This is a genomic window from Halobacillus naozhouensis, from assembly GCF_029714185.1.
In the GTDB taxonomy this organism is placed as follows: Bacteria; Bacillota; Bacilli; order Bacillales; family Halobacillaceae; genus Halobacillus_A; species Halobacillus_A naozhouensis.
In genome coordinates this window covers 1,468,145-1,485,474 of the sequence record NZ_CP121671.1, presented here as the reverse complement: position 1 = coordinate 1,485,474, position 17,330 = coordinate 1,468,145, and the positions used below count along the sequence as shown (strand labels likewise).

Sequence of the window (17,330 nt, the reverse complement as noted above, 5' to 3'; positions counted from 1 at the left end):
TACCTCCAGTTTTATGTCTGCTGTTCTAACTCTGCGATTCTTTTCTCTAACGCGGCTATTCGTTGTTCGTACTCCGCTTGTGCAACTTCACGTTCTTCATTCTCTTCCTGCAACGCCTTCCATACATAAGCAACCGCAGAACTTATCCCGATTCCGCCAGGTTCATGCTTTATTTCTTCTGGAGCTTCATCAAACATCCACCCTGTTTTCCTTAACGGAGTTTCAACGGCGTCTCCCCTGTGTGTCAGGTGTTTTTTATACGTATACCTATAAACAGGTGTGTTTTTAACGCCTTCTAAAGTTTTACTGTGAAGGGGCTCAATGTTCGTTTTAGCATCTCTTTCTGATTTCTCAGTTACGCTCCCGCAATATATCAAAGCATTTGCGTGGTCATACGGGTTCTTCCCTTCCCCGACGGTAGGTGCGTCAGCGCAAAAGTAGAATACGCCTGGGGATGCCGAGGAGTCGTGAGTTGCAATATACTCCGCGTTGGACTCCGATCCTAATCCGAAGATGACCGCGCCGTTCGCCATATTGCCGCGTAGTTCCATCGGTCGGGATCCTCCATGCGATACGATGTTGCCGGCTTCAAAGCGTGCGTGCGTTGTCGATTGATATTTAGAGACATGAACGGTACCTGACTCAGACTGCATCCAAAAATCGGAATTGTAAATAGTGAAGCGACCTTGGTTAGTACCCACGTAAAGAGTAGTACCGTCAACAGTAAGGTCTCCACCTACCGTTAAGCCTTCACCTATTGTTGCCGAGTTATCTACTTCTAAGCTACCAACATTCGCTGCGTTTAGTACATCAAGACTATTGGCATCAACCACTCCTCTGGCGTCAAGCTTACCGTTTACAACAAGCCCTCCCCATATAGCTCCATCTACAGCAAGAGTCCCTGTTACCGTAAGGCTATTGGCCTTTGTGGTACCTGAAAGTATGGGACTAAATAAATCTACGACAGTACCGGCATCAGCAGTTAAACTACCTGTTACAGTTAAGTTACCTATGCCAACAATACCTGGCATGTTTACCAAGTCTGTGTCTATTTGGGTGTACGTTTCGTTATTAAGGTCTGAACTAACCATAAATAACTGCGTAGTGAAGTCTGAATCGTCGCCTACTAACTGGTGTATCGAAAACCCATAGTCAATAGAAGTTTGCCCGGCATTGTATGAGTCAGCTAACGTCTGCTCGGCGTTACCGATTGTTACTTTTACACGTGCATAGTCACTACTACCGACCACAGTATCTTGCTGCACTAAAATATTTGGAGTGTCGTGAAAAATGTAGTCTGCTGACTTCACCATTACATAACCGTTTTCGCTATAACTTTCAGCACCAAATAAATGTGTGTATTGGTGTTCTAGGTCTTCCCAGTTAAACTCCATTAATGTTGATTGCTTCCTTGAAATACTTACATAATCAGCGTCACCTGAAATAGAAAAACCTACCGATATGCCTTCAGTTCCACTAAAATTGGTTCCGCTGATACTGGCTACCTCTACACTATTACCATATTCATCGAGGTTTCCGGGGTCGTAGAACCACATAGCGTTGTCAAACATTGTTATAACACGTTTTCCGCTAGACCATGACGTCCAACCTCCACCTGAAATTTGCAGCGAACGGTTGTCGTAAGTTGTTTCAAGTGTACCTGTAAAATCTCCGTCTGCACCGCTTAACGTACCGGCAAAGGTTACGTTACCTAACTCGTCAACAACAAACTGACCGTTTCCTACGTTTAATCCTGCAAGCGACTGAATATAGTCTGCAACTAACCAATTAACGCCAAATGAAGTATTAGTGTCTACAATGTTCGGACCCCTTGGCCCTTGTTCACCTTGCGGCCCCTGTGGACCTTGATCACCTGTGGGCCCTTGTGGTCCTATTGGACCTTTAATTCTAGCCCATGTGTAATCAGCAGGGTTCGTTGACTCAGTTGCAGTTAGCTTATTGGAAGCTATCCCGATGTACTCTTTATCACCGGGCACGTTCGTCATACCGTTGCCGCTCGCATCATCAGCGTACCTTACCCATGTATAACGAGGCTTACCGTCTTCGCCCGGCGGACCTTGAATACCTTGCTGTCCCTGTGGACCTTGCGGCCCTTGAGGTCCTGTATCTCCTGTCGGTCCTTGTGGGCCTAGAATCTTAGACCAAGTATAGTCAGCTGGATTACTAGATTCAGTTTGGTCGAGGTTATTATAGGAAATCCCGATATACTCTTTATTTGTTGGATCATTCGACATCCCACTTCCTGAAGCAGTGTCAGCATACTTGATCCAGGTGTAATACGTTTCACCATTTGGTCCAGGCGGTCCTTCAATCCCCTGCGGCCCCCGTGGGCCCTCTGGTCCGATTGGTCCCTGATCACCTACAGGGCCTTGTGGTCCCTGAATTAAAGACCAAGAATAACTGGAGGGATTTGTACTGTCAGTAGCATTAAAGTCCGTATACTGACCAATGTACGCTTTTCCGGTTGAATCCGTTGTACTAAATCCTGCTGTCCCGTCACTATTTGTCGCATATGCAATATGGAGATAAGGGGTCCTTCCATCCTCACCGGCTGGCCCAGGTATACCCTGCTCACCATCTGCCCCTTTAATCAAGGTCCAGTTATAATCAACTGGATTGGTGCTATCACTGGCAGTATGATCCACATACATACCGATATACAATTTGTTTTGACTATCGCTAACACTAAAACCGGTTGTCCCATCAGCACTGTTTGCATAAGCAATATGGGTGTATGAAGATAAACCATCCTCACCAGGAGGCCCCTGGATTCCCTGTTCACCTTGCTCACCTTGAATTCCCTGCAAACCACGTGGACCTTGCTCCCCTTTAGGACCTTGTGGGCCTTCAATTTTGCTAAACGTATAGTCATTTGGATCATCTGATTCGGTTTGTTCTAGGTTGTTATAAGAGATTCCTAAATACGGCTTCCCTGTTGGATCATCTGATAGTCCGGTGCCTATATTGTCATCCGCATACTTGATCCACGTATATCTAGGCTTCCCATCCTCACCAGTAGGGCCTGGTATCCCTTGATCCCCTTTAGGGCCTTCGGTTTTAGACCAGGTGTAATCATCAGGGTTGGACGATTCAGTTGGATCCGTTTTATTGTAAGCTATCCCTAAATACTCTTTTCCATCTGGTAAATCAGCCATGCCTCCACCTTGGGCATCATCCGCATATTTAATCCAGGTGTAAAGAGATTGCCCATCTTCTCCTGGAGGACCAGGCACACCCTTCGGACCACTTGGGCCAGCTACCCATTCAGATCCGTCCCATGTTCTCCATACAATGTTGTCAGGATCTGAGGTGTCGATCCACTTCTTGGTTTTATCTTCAGGTGGGGTAGGACCTTCATGGAACTTTTGTTCAGCATATTCAGTCGTGTAATTCTTAGCTTCTTTCAAGTTTTCCTTAGCTTGTTCTATACGTGCTTTTTGTTCTTTAGATAATTGTTGATCACTATATTCCTTGGCTTTTTCCACCTGAATCTGAGTATATTTGGCTGGCAACTCTTGTTGTTCTATACCACTGATCTCATCGAATTTATTTTGGATCTTAGTAACAAGCGTTGGTTTTGATTCTCCGAATGTGCCTTCTAGTCGGAATCCGCCTGGTTCATGAACCTCTAAAAATTCAGTAATGGGAGCTGACATAATGACTCCCCATGATTTATTAAGAATAGTCACTCTGTTTCCTAAATCGAAATCGACTTCATACTCAAAGGGTGTTTCTGCGATAGCTTCACCATTAGGTATACGGTTGACCCTTTTAGTAATAGGTGTTAGGATTTCCGCTTCAAATGAAAGTTTATTTTGCATGTCTGAAAGTTGCTGATCTCCGCGCTCTCTTAATTGCTGCTCTATTTCCTCTTCGGTAAGCTTTTGATCTTCTTCTGTTCCTTTATCATTGCCAAGATCGCGAGCATCAACAAATGTTTCTATTCGGTTAAGGCCCTCTACTTCCTGATTTCCTACGACAACAATTCTTCGATTCTCACCTTCACCTTGTCCACCTACATAAGCGATATTTCGATATTCTTTATCGCTGTTAGTGAAACTTTGCCCTTTCACTGTTCCGAAGTCTGGAGAAAAGACAATAGGTGTGTTTCCATAAGGATTTCCTTTAGTTAGGTCCTTGGATTCGATCACGTCGAAAACAAATTTCTTGTTTTTGGTATCGATTTTAACAATCCAACCTAACCCGCTGCGCTTACCTATCTTGGTGAATTCCTCTGATACAATTTTAAAACGGGATTCCCAATCTATATGATCACCACGGTGTTTGTTCGGTGCGATTTCCAACTGGGGCATTTTACGTTTTGGATCTTCAGGGTTAATAAAATGCTTTTGAATATAATGTTTCATGACCGTTTCGGAATCGCCGCTTTTCCGATCATAACCACCTGCATCATCTTCACTTGGAACAGTTCTTCTACGACTCAACAATCCATCTAAAGTATAACCAGTAATCTTCCAATTCTCCGTTGCTTTACCATTTTCGTCTAAGGCAATTTCTTTCGATAGAATCATACCTGCTTTGTTGTCTTGTTTATCTAAGACAATAATGTTCCCTTTTTCAAACGTATCAGCACCGTGAACATACTTATTAACATGAAGTTCAAAGTTCCCGATCCCATAGAAGCTCCGAGGAAATTGCAAAGATTGATAGTTATCCGTTTCCATCACTAGATCAATAAACGGTGTATAGATCCTAATTGGCTTTTTCATTTATATCACCATCTTCTTACTAAGAGATTTTAGCGATCCTTTGCTGAATCAGATCCGGATAAAGCGTTTGCCCGCCAGTGTTATACATTAGAGCTCTAATTGTAACCTCATCACCAGCATGGATCTTATCTAGCCCGCTTGCGATGGCATAGTTATCATTTGTTGAATTAAATACCTTGGCCACCAAGGGAAATGAGTTTTGACCGTTGATGTACAGATATATCTGTACGTCTAAACCCACCGGAAAATCAGCTGCATAAAAACCAATCTCAGCCCAAAAATGATATACACCATCTTGTTTAGCTGTAAAAGAATAATCTGAACTGATTTCCCCTTGTGTATCTTCTCGGATCTGTCCAAAAGGAATGGTTCTTGTTGTACCTTCTACAAAAGGTACGTTTGCCGAATCGTTATAAGTTTTAATGAACGATTGATTTAAAAATGTTGCTGTTCCACTTGGAGAAATTTTTAAAGCTCGATAGATATTGTGAAGTGGAATATATCCACATACGGTATTATCTGCTCGCTCATCTGTAATTTCTGATTGTTCAATAAAGGATTTCCCCGCCAATATTCTTACCTGAGCTACACTCATTTCAAAAACGTAACTATCTCTTGTAAGGCCAGGTGGTACTGGAGATGAGGATGGTGTTCCTTTTTTTACATAAGCGTAAGTCTTACGCTGGGCAGGCGTATTATCAAACGCTATAATGATTCGATCAATCCGATCTTCAGTCGGTTCAGCTATTTCATGTGTTAAATCCATAGCTGCCGTGTTTTCATGCATGTATCCATTAGCAAAGGCATATCCAGCAGATAATGACACAGTCATATTCGTTTTTTCTGAAACAAATAGATCATCTAACGTATCGGTGTTAGAGACTCCATCTCCTATGATCTGAGCATGAAATCTCGCCATATCAGTTGCCTCGTAATTATACTTAGGTCCACCATCTGGTGTATTAAAAAAATAACTGCGTTCCATTTCTTATCACTCCTTTTAGAGCAAAATAATTGCATCCTCATTGGGGATGCTATAACTTTTTTAAATTCCGGCGTATCTATTTTTCCAAGCAATTGCTTCGATGGCTCCAGTAGTCCCGGAGTCTGCTGTATATGCGATTTCATTACTCCCAACTAACAACATTAAGAAATCTGAATAATCGTCGAGATACCCCCACGCTTTTTCAATGACCCTGCCCTCACGATAAATTTCCACCCGCTTATTCTGTTCGTTCGTATCTATATGAAGAATCTCATCAGACGATAACGTCCTGTTAAGTTGCAAATATTCTCCTGTGGTCCTATTCGTAATCCTTGGGTTTTTAACTGGACCCTGAATATTGATTTGTACAGGAGTTTCTACACTTCCTTCATTTTCAAGGATTGTCGAATCCCCTTCCTGTCCTAATTCAATAGGAAAATTAAACGGAAACTCGAATAATCCCTCATATGCCTTTAATGCTCTAGATACTTCCTGCGGATCTTTCCAATAAGGATCATGAGCAATGAGGTTAATCATGATCTTTTGGAAAGTTGGGGCACTGTTTTGTGGACCCGACAGAAAAACCGGAGTGCCATCTGCTACTGGCTGGATTTCATATACTTCACCATATCTTTCAAAGCTCAGAAGACCCTCGCCAAGTTTCGGGTTAAACACTTTACTGATATGCCTTTTCATAGAAGCCAACGTGTTAGGATTATTAGCATCAATCATAACCCTGAGAGTTAGAGGTCTATTCTGTAACAACGTATCGATATACGTACTTCCATCTTGATAAGGAGCTCGTTGGGATTGAATATCCGCATCTAACTCACCAACCCCTTCATAACTTTGCAGTAAATAGGGGTAAGCGCCACTTGTGAAAGTGACCCTCTCCCCTCTTGCATTGGTAAATGTAATAGTAGGAATGATTACTCCCCCCATTCCTCAGCCATACGTCTGGACGCTTGGCGTGTTTTTCTTGATATTTCTGAAGGTTTCAATGGAGTCGGGCTGTTGAACGTTAGATATTGATTAAATTCATGGCCACCTCGACCTCTTCCACCTTCTCCTGGATAATTAAAGCCAAGTTCATCCCCGGTCTTACGCCAAATAGCTTGTTGAGATGCGCGCTTCGCTGGATCAAATGAGATGACGGACTCGGCCCAACCTCCCTCAGCAATCCAGGCTAACTGAGCCGTATCTATCCCGTATGCTCCGCTGGCATAGCCATTTAGATTCGCAAACTTCTTGCCTACTTCTCTAACCCTTGAACGTAGCGAGGAAGGTAAATGCGTAATCCAATCGTTTGCCCAGTCCCCATCTACTTGAATAGCATTGAAATATTTCCATGCAGCACTTCCACCTTTTTGAATCAACGATCTGATGGCATTGCCAACACTCTTGTGTTTTGGATCGTTATATCCTCGAATGGCTTCAAATGTCCCGTCAACTATATTCTGATAATGCTTCTCTCCATACTTTCCTTGATCTTCACCACGTTGCACCGCAAGATCATGTCCAGCCATAAGTAACTGTCGGCGTAGACCTTTATCGAAGATACTCATGGCGCTATCATTCAGCCAGTCCCCATGTTCTCTAATGAATTGGAAATATTCACGTGCGTGTTTACCACCTTTACGTGTTATAGCATCTATTCGATCTTGAAGACTGTTTGAATCAGCTGGTTGTGATTGCTTATCTTTCGTTTGTGCAACTTTTTCAATGGCTTGTACAGTTGCAGTTTTGATGTTCTCCCCTAAAGTATTAATTGTCGTCATTAGTTTGGTATTACCAGAAGTTAATGTAGCCTGAATACTGCTTAGTTCAGCTGAAGCCATTGCATTCCCTTGATTAACCGAATTCACAATTCTTCGTAGGAACGGACTTTGATTAATGATCCTCTGAGTTTGGTCTTTAGTTCGCGTAATAAGGTTTTCTATAGCTTTGGTCACATCTTCTTGTGCATTGTAGAGAATGGCTATAGATTGGCCGGACAGTCCAAGACGTCGACCTGCTTCCTTCCACAAGCCGATAGCTCTGCTTCTATGTTGTTCCAGAGGGATAATAACTTCCTCTTTGTTTCCTTCGCCAACCATAGCCGTGTGCTCTTGATCAACGATCCCGCCTTTTTCATAGCCCACATAAGGGAGACCTCTGGCCAAGTTACGAATACCAGGCACATTAAAGGCACTGCCATAACGGGACTTAATGTAATTGATAGCTGCAGCTGCGTTATGGATCGGGTTCATGATATTCCCCATACCACTTTCCATGTGCGCTAAGAAAGTAGGACGAATGGTTTGCATAAGCCCCATTGAAGGTGTACCGCGTCTCCAGTTACTATCCCATCTATTAATGGTAGAAGGACCGGTACGTCCGCCGGATTCTCTCATGGCTATAGTCGTTAACGGTCCCATCCAAGATGCAGGAACACCGGTTCTTCTCATAGCTGCAGCAATCCAACTTCTGACGTTACCGGGTGCATTGCTGTCAAATGAACCGAAGTCACCGACCTTATCTTTCAGGAACCCTATGAACCCATCTTTGACTTTATTAAATAATCCACTTCCGAATCCCTTAAAGATTCCTGATAAGCTTGGTGTTTCAACGCCAAACAGATCAAGAGCTTTATTAAATAATTTGGTAGGATCGGAAATATATTGCCATACATCTAGAGCTGTATCTTTCACGTTGCCAGCAATGTTTTTCGTGCCTTTCCACGCTTTTTTGAGTGTTCCAACACCCCAAGAGTAGGCAGGGACAGATTCTAACCATTCCCTTGTATCCTTTGCAGACAACACGCTTGATCCCTTAGGAAGATCTACCAACGTATCTGAATCAGGGGATAGACTCAACTGTCCGTCAGGTGTTTGAATTAACTCGGATCCGGAATTGCTTCCCTTTCCATCACCGACAACTGCTAACCCTCCAGGATGGCCTTTTGTTCCTTGTGCATACTGAGGAACATCCCACTTAGGTACTTGGGAGTCAATTCCTATCTTATCTAGGACCCAGTTAACGCCTCCAATAACACCATTAATACCTTTACCTAACGTGCGAGCCATAGTGTTAATAACACTAGTGATCCCGCCTTTGACCTTGCTGGCCATGTTTCCAATTCCGTCACCAATTTTACCCGGCAATTCCTTAGCTCGATCAACAATGTTATTGAATCGGTCACGAATAGAGTTATAGATTCTCTTGAATATATCTCTCGTACTTCTCCATAGACCACTCCAGGTGTCACTCACCTTAGTCCAGATTGATGTTACCGTTCTAGAAATAAATCCACTGACCGTACTCCAGATATTCTTCAAGAATTTCCAAATCCCACGGAAAACTTTAAACGTGGTATTAGTTATGAAATTCCACCCAGTATCAATTGCTTTTGAAAGAATTTTAATGGATCCACGGAACAGCGAAACAATGGTATTCCAAATAGCCTTAAAAAATCTACCAATTGCCCTGAAGGTGATTCGTGTTGTTTTCGCAATCATATCCCAGGCTGCTCTCAAGTTTATCCAGATAGCCCGGACATTACCTAAGAACAGAGACTTGACTGCTTTCCACATGGAAATAAAGGCCGTTCTAAACCCTAAGATGAACAGCTTCGCACCCTTGATGATACGTCCAAAGAACGTTAAATTAATCCAACCCCAAATGAGTTGGATTGCGCCAAAGAACATATCCTTAATACCTTGCCACATCTTTTTAAAATCACCTGTAAAGATACCGGTGAATAGCTTTATGGCTCCCATGATGAACTTCAATCCACCCTGGATGATGTTTTCTATCGCACCCCAGATAACTTTTATAATGGCCATCACAGCCGGCATGACGAATTTCACAGTTGAAAGGATGAAATTAAAGGCGTTTTTCACTGCTTTCATGATCTGTGATCCGTTTTTGTTCCAGAAATCAGAGATCTGACCCACGATTTGACCCACGAAAGAAACAATACGTAATAATAACGGTTTGAGGAATGGCCAAAGCGTTGACCAGATTCTTTTGAAAGCTGTTCCGATAGCTTTAAATCCAGTGACCGCGCCTTGCCTGAAACGGTTTATCCAGTCGTGAATCTTGTTGATCATGTTAATGATCTGATTTACTTCACCAGAGGTAAGCCCTAATCGAGAAAGAATGCTAACACCTTTTCCTTTGTTCCCGATAAATAAAGCAAACAGTCCTTTAATGACTTGCTTTGCCCTGTTAACAGGTCCTTCGATCTTGTCCATTTGAGTCTGTAAGAAGTTTACAAACTTATTGAGCCCCCTGAAAGCTTGGTTCAAAAGCATCAGAATTGCATCTCCAACTGGAGATAGTAAGACAGAAAAGTTGATTAAGAACATGGTCATGTTTTTTAGGAGGTCCAGGAATACTGGCCCCATTTCCATAGAGTAGTTAATAAAATCCTTGAATCCCTGTGTTTCACTTAAGCTTGACGCCCACTGGGAAAATCCTAGTGTCATTCTTAATAAACCTGCTTCCATCTTTTGAGCAACTGGATCAAAGGCAATCATTAACTCCATAAATCCATCAAGAATATTAATAGCAGAGCTACCAAATGCCTCGATCGATGGCCCAGCCCTACTAGCCATGAAATTGAAGAAAGCTTCCACATCATCGGTTTTCACAAACTTATCGAATTCTTTCGATAAGTTGTAGACGGCATCAGCAGAGGCTTGTACAACGGGGGTAAACATATCTATAACATCCATCAAGGTGTGCATAGTTTGTGCTGCGATTTTATAAACAGGATCTGTAAAAAGAACTACCGTTTCCCCTAGTTTAAGCTGGAATTGTCCCAGAGCATTAATCGCATCTCTTGTCGCTTGGCTTGTAGCATACCATTGCTCTGAATTCCGCTTGAGATTCTGATCCATCTTTATCAAGTTGTTAATAGCTGGGATGGCAACAGCGACTAGTCCTGCTATACCACCTCCAGCTGCCGTTACCGACGATGCTAACCCCATAAGTCCGGTTGTCACGGACGATAAAGCAGGTATAGCAGCAGGCGCTAATCCTGCTAAAGCATATTTCAGACCTCTAAGCGATACGGTTACGTTCATAACGCTTTCTCTGAAATCACTAAACCACCCGCCACCGTCATCTTTTTTGCGGAGCTTTATCTGAAGATTTTCCACTTCGCGATTAAGACCCTTGGTTCCATCGGTTGCGTCTTCGATCTCATCTTCAAGATCATCTAGGTTCGTGTTGTTTAGTTGCTGCACTTCTCGTTTTGCACCTGAAATAGCAGATTCTAAATCTTGAAAAGACCTAGACCCCTCAGCCCCCATCTCGTTAAGATTGCGACCAGCTGAAGAAACGGCTTTCTCGAATTCCTCCATAGTCTTTTCGCTGACTTTACCGGTTTCCTTGAATTCCTTACGAACCTTCTTAGATGCCTTGTTTAATCCGTCAAAGGCCTTGGAATTGTCCAGTTTATCAATTTCCTTCTGAAGGTTTTCCGTTTCTTTCGCCAGCTCGTTATAGCTCTTTTTCGACTTATCGACGGCTTTCTCCGTGGTCGGGCCAAGCTCACGAATATCTTTTTTGATTTGCCTGAAGGTGGCTTTTAAACTCTCCGCTTGCCCAACAAACTTTGTTCGCAATTCGCGTACTGTAGCCATTCATTTAACCTCCCTTCTGCTTTTGCTGAATTCGTTTCAAGCGTTCAAAGTCCCAATCATAGACCTCTGCTGGCCCTAGTTGTTGCTGCGAGGATGGTTTTTGTTTTGGTTTAAGAGTTTCCACAAACTCCTCACGAGCACGTTTCTTACTAGGGGGTTCTTTTTCTTCTGGACGCTGAGAGTAGATGAGGGATAGATAGTTCATCCATAATCGATGCTGCTCTTTTTCAACTTCCCCCTCATCTTTCTCGAGCTCCATATCCATGTACTTAAGGAGCTCCAGGAATGGACTAGTCAGAACCTCCATGCGCCCTCCTAATGGATTGGAAAGCTTGAATATGAAGGCCTCACTTAGGCTTGCGTTTTCTCCGCGGAGTTCTTGCTTGTAGCTTTCTTCCTCAGATTCACGAATGCCATTTTCGCTTTGGTTGTGGCCAAAGACTTTTTTGCGCGTTTCCATAAACGTTCCAAGTCATTCTCCTCGATGACAGCATCATAAATATCCATAACATCTAACATCTTCTGTTTTTGTAAGGTGTTAATCTCAATATCACTAAGGACAGACAATAAATGAACTGCCTTTGCCGGCAAATGAACAGCAATAGTATCGAAGGAGTCGATCAAATTCATGATGAACTGCGCATCTTCATCATCTTCTTGCGATTCCTCGTCCTTTTCTTCCCCTTCTGGCTTTTGCTCTTCTTTAAAAATGTTAGCAAAGAGTTGTTTCAGTCCTTCATCCTCTTGAACTTGAACAAATACGTCTTTGATCACTTTCATTGTTTGTTCGAATTGAAGTAAGTTAATAGCTTCAATTTCATTTTGTTGTTTTTGAATATCTCCGGCTTCGCCTTTCACTTTCAAAGTAACTGTTGTAGACATATAGTTTTTCCTCCTACTAAAAAAGAGAGAGCCTCAAGAGCTCCCTCTTTATGAATTTATAATTATGCTGCTGGTGCATTTGGATCAGTGCCGCCTACATAGAAGAAGTTACCTGGTTTACTTACATCAAGACCGTCACGGGGATACATGGTGAACTGCATTGGGATGCTACCCTGTTCATTAGCATAGGAACGAGTATATTCACCGTTAGAAGCCATCTTATAAACAACAATATCCAATGAGGTATCGGTGCCCATAATACGCGGGTGAATGGTGATCTTTTGAGCTTTTGAACGCATAGACGTTCCGATCTTGCCATCCATAAGCCCCGTTACTTCACTTGTCGTAGCATCCGTGATTTCCTCCATATAACTCATGGCCAACTTAAGGTTTTGTAGTGTTTCCTGTGCTCCTGAGAGAGAAAGGGAACCTTCATACCCTGTAACGCGTTGGTCGAATACGGACTCACCAAAATCTGCGACCGTAATGTCTTGTAAGATAGGCGTGAATGTTAACTCTCCACCTTCAAACTGAAACTCTTCCTTTCCATCAAAGTGAATAGCATCGGTATCTTCACCAATCGTTACATCAGCAAGTCCAAATGGAATTTTCTCTGCATCAAGTGCCATTTGTCATTTCCTCCTTTATTTCTGTTAAAGTCACATCAAAATTGATGCTGTAATCCATGATGTCGTCTTGCACACCAATAGGAATGGGATCGGAAACAGCAGACACAAAAAAGACGTGATAGCTTGTTGAACCGGTCACGTTTCCTTGCCTATCATGCTGTTCCACTGTTGCTGTGAAATCTTTCTTCTTATGAAGGGCTTTATAAACCTTTTCGGCTACAGTCTTCGCATAGCCCCAATTAGAGGAACGGATATACACCATATAAGTGGGGTAACGCATCCCGACATCATATTGGCCAGGTGCTCCTCCCCCCTCGCTATATACTGTTCCCGTGTGATCTGGAGCCGACCGAAAATCGATTGTCCAAGTCAGATCAGGAATTAGCAGCTTCAATTCATCTTTCAAGTACTTCTGGATCATGATTCTTCACCAAACGTTCTATTTAAGACTCTGAGATTCATAATGTTGTAGTCTTCTTCCGTCGCAATGATAGCGTTGGCCAAATACTTGCGACCTGGCTTATAACCCCGCCAGTTTGGTTTCCTGTGCGTTTTACGGCCTCTACCATTTACATAGTAGCCGGGATATTTGGTGCCATTATCATACTTATCGTAGACACCCATGCGGTAAGGTTCTTCGTGTCGTCGTAATGCATAGGGTAGATTGGATCCGCCTTCCACAACAACAGATTCGCCTTCGATTTCTCCTTTATCAAAGTGGATCGACTCTTCCAAATCCCCATGATCACGATGAACGAGAGCCTTAGACCCTTCTTCAACTAGTAGACCGTATTTGGTATACTCATCGACTAAGATTTCTTCAAACTCTTCTTCCATCTTGTCGAATTCCTCTTCCAGTTCCTGAAGACCGCCCCATTCAATATCGAACAAGAAATCTCCGGCCATAAAAAAAAGCCCCCTTTAAGAAGGAGATTGATTGAAGTAGACCGTTCGGTAATACACTTTCTTTCCTGAGTAATTCAGCACTTCTTCAACCCCTTCAACGTCACTCTCTATCAATTCCCCGAAACGGCTTACCCAGGAGATACGAGCCCCCTTCAGTATCTTCGTTTTAGTAGGGATATTAATCTCAGCTATTTCAACGAAATTAATCCCATCCAGCGTTTCATCGGTTTCCACCTTGTATTTCACTCGAGCCTTGGAAGATTGGGCACGTTCGTATTGGTAACGTCCATAATCATTGGTTACTCTGTCACCACTCTTATCAAGCATAGGGTTATACACCTTAATATCATCATTCATAGGTGGTTTAGGCATTAGATGAGCCTCCCGATTCCAGCCTGGACGCCACTCTTCGCCTTTTTCTTTTTGATGATGGCCACAACCTCAGGAGAAATATTATTAGGATTGTCGAAAGAGAAACTTAGATCTCCTACCTTCATGTTTTTAACACCTTGCCTTTTGAACATGGCGAACTCCTCAGATTCACCCTCGATCATATACAAAGATTGTAGGCCTACAATCTTATCAGTGATGAGCTCCGTTTCCAAATGACGCTCAAGCATTTCATTAGCTGTAAAAGTGATCTTTTCCCGGACCGATTCCTCTAGTTCCGTGTAGTGATCGGCATAGTAAAGTTTATGAAGGTAATCGTCAATGGCTGTAAAGTCCATTTAACCACCTTCTTTACTCTTGATTTTCTAGGATGAATTCAACCCGTTTATCTTCGTTGGTTAGCTCCTCAAGGTTGCCGTCTAACTCTGTTACAATCTCTTTCTGTTCATCAGCGCTAAGTTTTCTAAGAGAATTCTCTGTGTATTTCTCTGGGTTTTCGTCCGGAGCCTTCACTTCTTCAGTCTCTCGCAGTTCCACTTTATCCTTGAGTTTCTTGCCCTGTTCCTCAGTAAGTTCAATTTCTTTACCAGGTTCGAAGACTTTTCCATCCTTTGTTAAATACGCTTGTGCAACATATACTGGCATGTGAATGCCCCCCTTACTGAGACATAAAAAAAGACAAAGCTTTTACGCCTTGTCTTTCGTCTCTTTGCTTTTTGACTTATCGATAATTTCAACATATCCAATGCTCTCCAGGTACTTAGCAGATCGTTCTTCCACGCTTAGCTGCTCCCCCTTTGTATTTCCATCGACAATCGCGTCTAGTACTTCAACTTTCACCTTCGCCATAACAACGTCACCCCCTCTATTTTATGCTGGTGTATAAGCATCAATATGAAAAATAAGCCCTGGTTTTTCTGGTGCTGGGAATCCTGCCCCTACTGCACGCAATACTGACTGGATAGGTTCTTTCTTATCGTAAGCATCCAGAAATAGACCTGGGCGGAAGTTATTTTCCAGTGTAGGACCGAGTAGATAACTTCCTATCCCTTCAGACAACATTACAATACGGTTCACAGGTAATAACTCGATTGTAACCAATTCCCCGGAATAAAGGTCTTTCACCTGAGTTGTGCGTTCTGAGATAATTTGAATAGGTGGAATACCAAATGAATCAAGTACATCTCTTAATTCGGATTGAGAAACACGGGTAGAACCTTCTGGCCGTCCAGATTCTAATACAATATTCGAGTTTTTAAGCAGCTTAGCGTTCATTTCGCGGGACATCCACATAACATCAGGAGTCTTACCTTCATTGGCATTAGCATAAGCATCCACTTGTTCAAGCAAGAAGCCAATAATATCGAAATCAGGAGTCTCAAAGTCATTACCGGAAGTTAGAGCGACTTTATTTTCTGCCGGAATACCGAAATCAAAAGTATATTTAACATTGTTTTTATTGTAAGAATGGCTACCTTTTGCAAGGGCCTCCATCTTAGCTACAAACATCAAACGCCTAAGACTGTCCAATAAATCGATATTTTTAATTAAAATCTTTTCTATAACTGCAGCTTGCTCATCATCATTGCGGGCTTCGTTAATTGCTTGTAGTTCTTCATAGGTCACGATATCTTTTAAACCAAAGTAAGCGATCTCCCCCATTTTTGATGCAACGGCGTTACGGTCCATCACCGGTGGTTCAGCACCATATCCGATGTACGCAGCGATATAGCGATTGTTCTTCACGATGTCATAAGCAAATTGACGTGAGAATGTTTCTTCAGTCGGCAAAAAACGATCTGCAATGTTCAATTCCACGTCTCTTTCTGTTTCGTCAACCAAAGCCCTTAAAGCAGGGCCTTGGAAAGCTTCTAAATGTGTAATCCCAGCCATTTAAATTCCTCCCTAATTAAATATGTCTTACATATCGAATTTGTGGTCTTGTAGCTGCTTTAAATGCATCTGTAAACCCAGCCGGTAACTTCGCTTCATAAACTGAACCGCGAACAAGAACCTCGCCAACGATTAAGTCATTTTGACCGTCAACGTTTACATCAATGTTCAAGATGGAAAACTCATCGAACCCTGGTTCCAATGTTCCAGCTGTGGTTTCAGAGTAGACTTCAAATTTACCTGTTGTTGTATTGCGGGCAACCGGTGTTCCTACCGGAAGATAAGTTTCTCCGATGGCCATGGCATCTAACGTAGCACCCGCTTCGATAAACTGGAAATGTTCAGAAGCCAAGATGTTTATGCCGCCTTTAAAATCAGTTCGACTTGATTTTGGTGTGTAAGGCATTGTTTATTCCTCCTTTTTTCTTTTTGATTTGATTCTGCCTTTTTCTTTCAGATTCTTGTAAGCAGAGACGCCCGCTTGATAAGGGTCTTTTTCTTTTGTTTTACTGTTACTTTTCTGACGAGAACCTGGACGATAGGCTTTCTTCTTTTTCTTCTTACGAGTTGTTTCTTCTTCCTCATCCTCTTCCGGATCATCATCTTGCTCCCCAAAGTATTCAGGGAATTCTTCTTCCAATTCTTCATACAGCTCATCAAGGTTTTCAGCGTCTCCGTCATCATCCAATTCAATGTCATCCACGTTGATCAGACGTGCTAACAGTCGAGGATTATGACCGTTGTCAGCTGCAAACTCTTTAACAAGAGCTGTCTTTTCTCTACGTTCAGCACGCAGGAGCTTTTTGTCACGGTCGTTCAGTTCGTTTTTGAGGGTATCCAGTTCTTCGTCTTCTGGATCATCTTTCTTATCATTTTTATCCTTCTGCTTATCTTCCTTTGCCTTTAGGCGACGATATTCTTCCGGATCTACGTCTTCGTATTTCTTCATGCGTTTGCCAAGCTGCTCTTTCATTTTCTTTTGATACTGCTTTTTGAAACGCTTGTCTTTAAGCAACTCGTTTAAATCCGGTTCATCATCCTCAAGGTCATCTTCTGGATCGTCTTCCGGATCATCCTCGGGGTCGTCCTCAGGATCATCTTCTTTAGCGAAAAACTGAAGGTCAAGCTTCATAGGATAAGATTTCTCTTCTTGTTCAGCCGGAAGGCCGCCTTTATGGAACATCCCTTTGATTGGTAAAACGACCCAAACATAAATAGCTTTAAACATGCATCTTGCTCCTTTCCTCTGCTTTCTGGTAGCAGG

The 17,330-nt window shown here is 42.6% G+C and carries 16 protein-coding genes; all 16 read right to left on the bottom strand.

The features are described 5' to 3' along the window. Nucleotides 1–11: 11 nt before the first annotated feature. Nucleotides 12–4,751, bottom strand: coding sequence for a Gp37-like protein (locus tag P9989_RS07775; protein ID WP_283078204.1), 4,740 nt, complete (start codon nucleotides 4,749–4,751; stop codon nucleotides 12–14). Nucleotides 4,752–4,770: 19 nt separating this feature from the next. After that, nucleotides 4,771–5,736, bottom strand: a complete 966-nt coding sequence (locus P9989_RS07770) for a hypothetical protein (protein ID WP_283078203.1) — start codon at nucleotides 5,734–5,736, stop codon at nucleotides 4,771–4,773. Nucleotides 5,737–5,796: 60 nt separating this feature from the next. Next, nucleotides 5,797–6,678, bottom strand: a complete 882-nt coding sequence (locus P9989_RS07765) for a phage distal tail protein (protein WP_283078202.1) — start codon at nucleotides 6,676–6,678, stop codon at nucleotides 5,797–5,799. Next, nucleotides 6,666–11,366 (bottom strand): transglycosylase SLT domain-containing protein, encoded by a 4,701-nt coding sequence (locus tag P9989_RS07760; protein WP_283078201.1) that lies wholly within the window; start codon nucleotides 11,364–11,366, stop codon nucleotides 6,666–6,668. Before P9989_RS07760 ends, P9989_RS07765 begins: the two co-directional genes overlap by 13 nt. Before the next feature lie 4 nt (nucleotides 11,367–11,370). Beyond that, nucleotides 11,371–11,673: a hypothetical protein gene (locus tag P9989_RS07755; protein ID WP_283078200.1), complete on the bottom strand. Its 303-nt coding sequence runs from the start codon at nucleotides 11,671–11,673 to the stop codon at nucleotides 11,371–11,373. A 44-nt stretch (nucleotides 11,674–11,717) separates the two neighbouring features. Next, nucleotides 11,718–12,248: a hypothetical protein gene (locus tag P9989_RS07750; RefSeq protein WP_283078199.1), complete on the bottom strand. Its 531-nt coding sequence runs from the start codon at nucleotides 12,246–12,248 to the stop codon at nucleotides 11,718–11,720. 62 nt (nucleotides 12,249–12,310) lie between these two features. Next, entirely contained in the window at nucleotides 12,311–12,877 is a 567-nt protein-coding gene (locus P9989_RS07745) for a hypothetical protein (RefSeq protein ID WP_283078198.1), read from the bottom strand. Then, nucleotides 12,867–13,298 carry a phage tail terminator protein gene (locus P9989_RS07740; RefSeq protein WP_283078197.1) on the bottom strand — a complete coding sequence of 144 codons (432 nt, stop codon included), beginning with the start codon at nucleotides 13,296–13,298 and terminating at the stop codon, nucleotides 12,867–12,869. The genes P9989_RS07745 and P9989_RS07740 overlap by 11 nt, the downstream gene beginning before the upstream one ends. Continuing rightward, the gene (locus tag P9989_RS07735) at nucleotides 13,295–13,783 is read right to left on the bottom strand and encodes an HK97 gp10 family phage protein (RefSeq protein ID WP_283078196.1); all 489 of its coding nucleotides are present in this window, start codon (nucleotides 13,781–13,783) and stop codon (nucleotides 13,295–13,297) included. Before P9989_RS07735 ends, P9989_RS07740 begins: the two co-directional genes overlap by 4 nt. A 15-nt stretch (nucleotides 13,784–13,798) precedes the next feature. Beyond that, nucleotides 13,799–14,155 carry a hypothetical protein gene (locus P9989_RS07730; RefSeq protein WP_283078195.1) on the bottom strand — a complete coding sequence of 119 codons (357 nt, stop codon included), beginning with the start codon at nucleotides 14,153–14,155 and terminating at the stop codon, nucleotides 13,799–13,801. Next, nucleotides 14,155–14,511, bottom strand: coding sequence for a hypothetical protein (locus tag P9989_RS07725; protein WP_283078194.1), 357 nt, complete (start codon nucleotides 14,509–14,511; stop codon nucleotides 14,155–14,157). Before P9989_RS07725 ends, P9989_RS07730 begins: the two co-directional genes overlap by 1 nt. Nucleotides 14,512–14,524: 13 nt before the next feature. After that, nucleotides 14,525–14,818: a hypothetical protein gene (locus tag P9989_RS07720; RefSeq protein ID WP_283078193.1), complete on the bottom strand. Its 294-nt coding sequence runs from the start codon at nucleotides 14,816–14,818 to the stop codon at nucleotides 14,525–14,527. A gap of 42 nt (nucleotides 14,819–14,860) precedes the next feature. After that, nucleotides 14,861–15,022 carry a hypothetical protein gene (locus P9989_RS07715; RefSeq protein ID WP_283078192.1) on the bottom strand — a complete coding sequence of 54 codons (162 nt, stop codon included), beginning with the start codon at nucleotides 15,020–15,022 and terminating at the stop codon, nucleotides 14,861–14,863. A 21-nt stretch (nucleotides 15,023–15,043) separates the two neighbouring features. Further along, nucleotides 15,044–16,066, bottom strand: a complete 1,023-nt coding sequence (locus P9989_RS07710) for a major capsid protein (RefSeq protein ID WP_283078191.1) — start codon at nucleotides 16,064–16,066, stop codon at nucleotides 15,044–15,046. A gap of 16 nt (nucleotides 16,067–16,082) precedes the next feature. After that, entirely contained in the window at nucleotides 16,083–16,472 is a 390-nt protein-coding gene (locus tag P9989_RS07705) for a hypothetical protein (RefSeq protein WP_283078190.1), read from the bottom strand. A 3-nt stretch (nucleotides 16,473–16,475) separates the two neighbouring features. Next, nucleotides 16,476–17,294 carry a hypothetical protein gene (locus tag P9989_RS07700; RefSeq protein WP_283078189.1) on the bottom strand — a complete coding sequence of 273 codons (819 nt, stop codon included), beginning with the start codon at nucleotides 17,292–17,294 and terminating at the stop codon, nucleotides 16,476–16,478. Between the last annotated feature and the right edge of the window lie 36 nt (nucleotides 17,295–17,330).

Bases quoted from the DNA above. Each gene is read 5' to 3' on its own strand.
- P9989_RS07775 (WP_283078204.1), bottom strand. From the start codon at position 4,751: ATGAAAAAGCCAATTAGGATCTATACACCGTTTATTGATCTAGTGATG.
- P9989_RS07770 (WP_283078203.1), bottom strand. From the start codon at position 5,736: ATGGAACGCAGTTATTTTTTTAATACACCAGATGGTGGACCTAAGTAT.
- P9989_RS07765 (WP_283078202.1), bottom strand. From the start codon at position 6,678: ATGGGGGGAGTAATCATTCCTACTATTACATTTACCAATGCAAGAGGG.
- P9989_RS07760 (WP_283078201.1), bottom strand. From the start codon at position 11,366: ATGGCTACAGTACGCGAATTGCGAACAAAGTTTGTTGGGCAAGCGGAG.
- P9989_RS07755 (WP_283078200.1), bottom strand. From the start codon at position 11,673: ATGGAGGTTCTGACTAGTCCATTCCTGGAGCTCCTTAAGTACATGGAT.
- P9989_RS07750 (WP_283078199.1), bottom strand. From the start codon at position 12,248: ATGTCTACAACAGTTACTTTGAAAGTGAAAGGCGAAGCCGGAGATATT.
- P9989_RS07745 (WP_283078198.1), bottom strand. From the start codon at position 12,877: ATGGCACTTGATGCAGAGAAAATTCCATTTGGACTTGCTGATGTAACG.
- P9989_RS07740 (WP_283078197.1), bottom strand. From the start codon at position 13,298: ATGATCCAGAAGTACTTGAAAGATGAATTGAAGCTGCTAATTCCTGAT.
- P9989_RS07735 (WP_283078196.1), bottom strand. From the start codon at position 13,783: ATGGCCGGAGATTTCTTGTTCGATATTGAATGGGGCGGTCTTCAGGAA.
- P9989_RS07730 (WP_283078195.1), bottom strand. From the start codon at position 14,155: ATGCCTAAACCACCTATGAATGATGATATTAAGGTGTATAACCCTATG.
- P9989_RS07725 (WP_283078194.1), bottom strand. From the start codon at position 14,511: ATGGACTTTACAGCCATTGACGATTACCTTCATAAACTTTACTATGCC.
- P9989_RS07720 (WP_283078193.1), bottom strand. From the start codon at position 14,818: ATGCCAGTATATGTTGCACAAGCGTATTTAACAAAGGATGGAAAAGTC.
- P9989_RS07715 (WP_283078192.1), bottom strand. From the start codon at position 15,022: ATGGCGAAGGTGAAAGTTGAAGTACTAGACGCGATTGTCGATGGAAAT.
- P9989_RS07710 (WP_283078191.1), bottom strand. From the start codon at position 16,066: ATGGCTGGGATTACACATTTAGAAGCTTTCCAAGGCCCTGCTTTAAGG.
- P9989_RS07705 (WP_283078190.1), bottom strand. From the start codon at position 16,472: ATGCCTTACACACCAAAATCAAGTCGAACTGATTTTAAAGGCGGCATA.
- P9989_RS07700 (WP_283078189.1), bottom strand. From the start codon at position 17,294: ATGTTTAAAGCTATTTATGTTTGGGTCGTTTTACCAATCAAAGGGATG.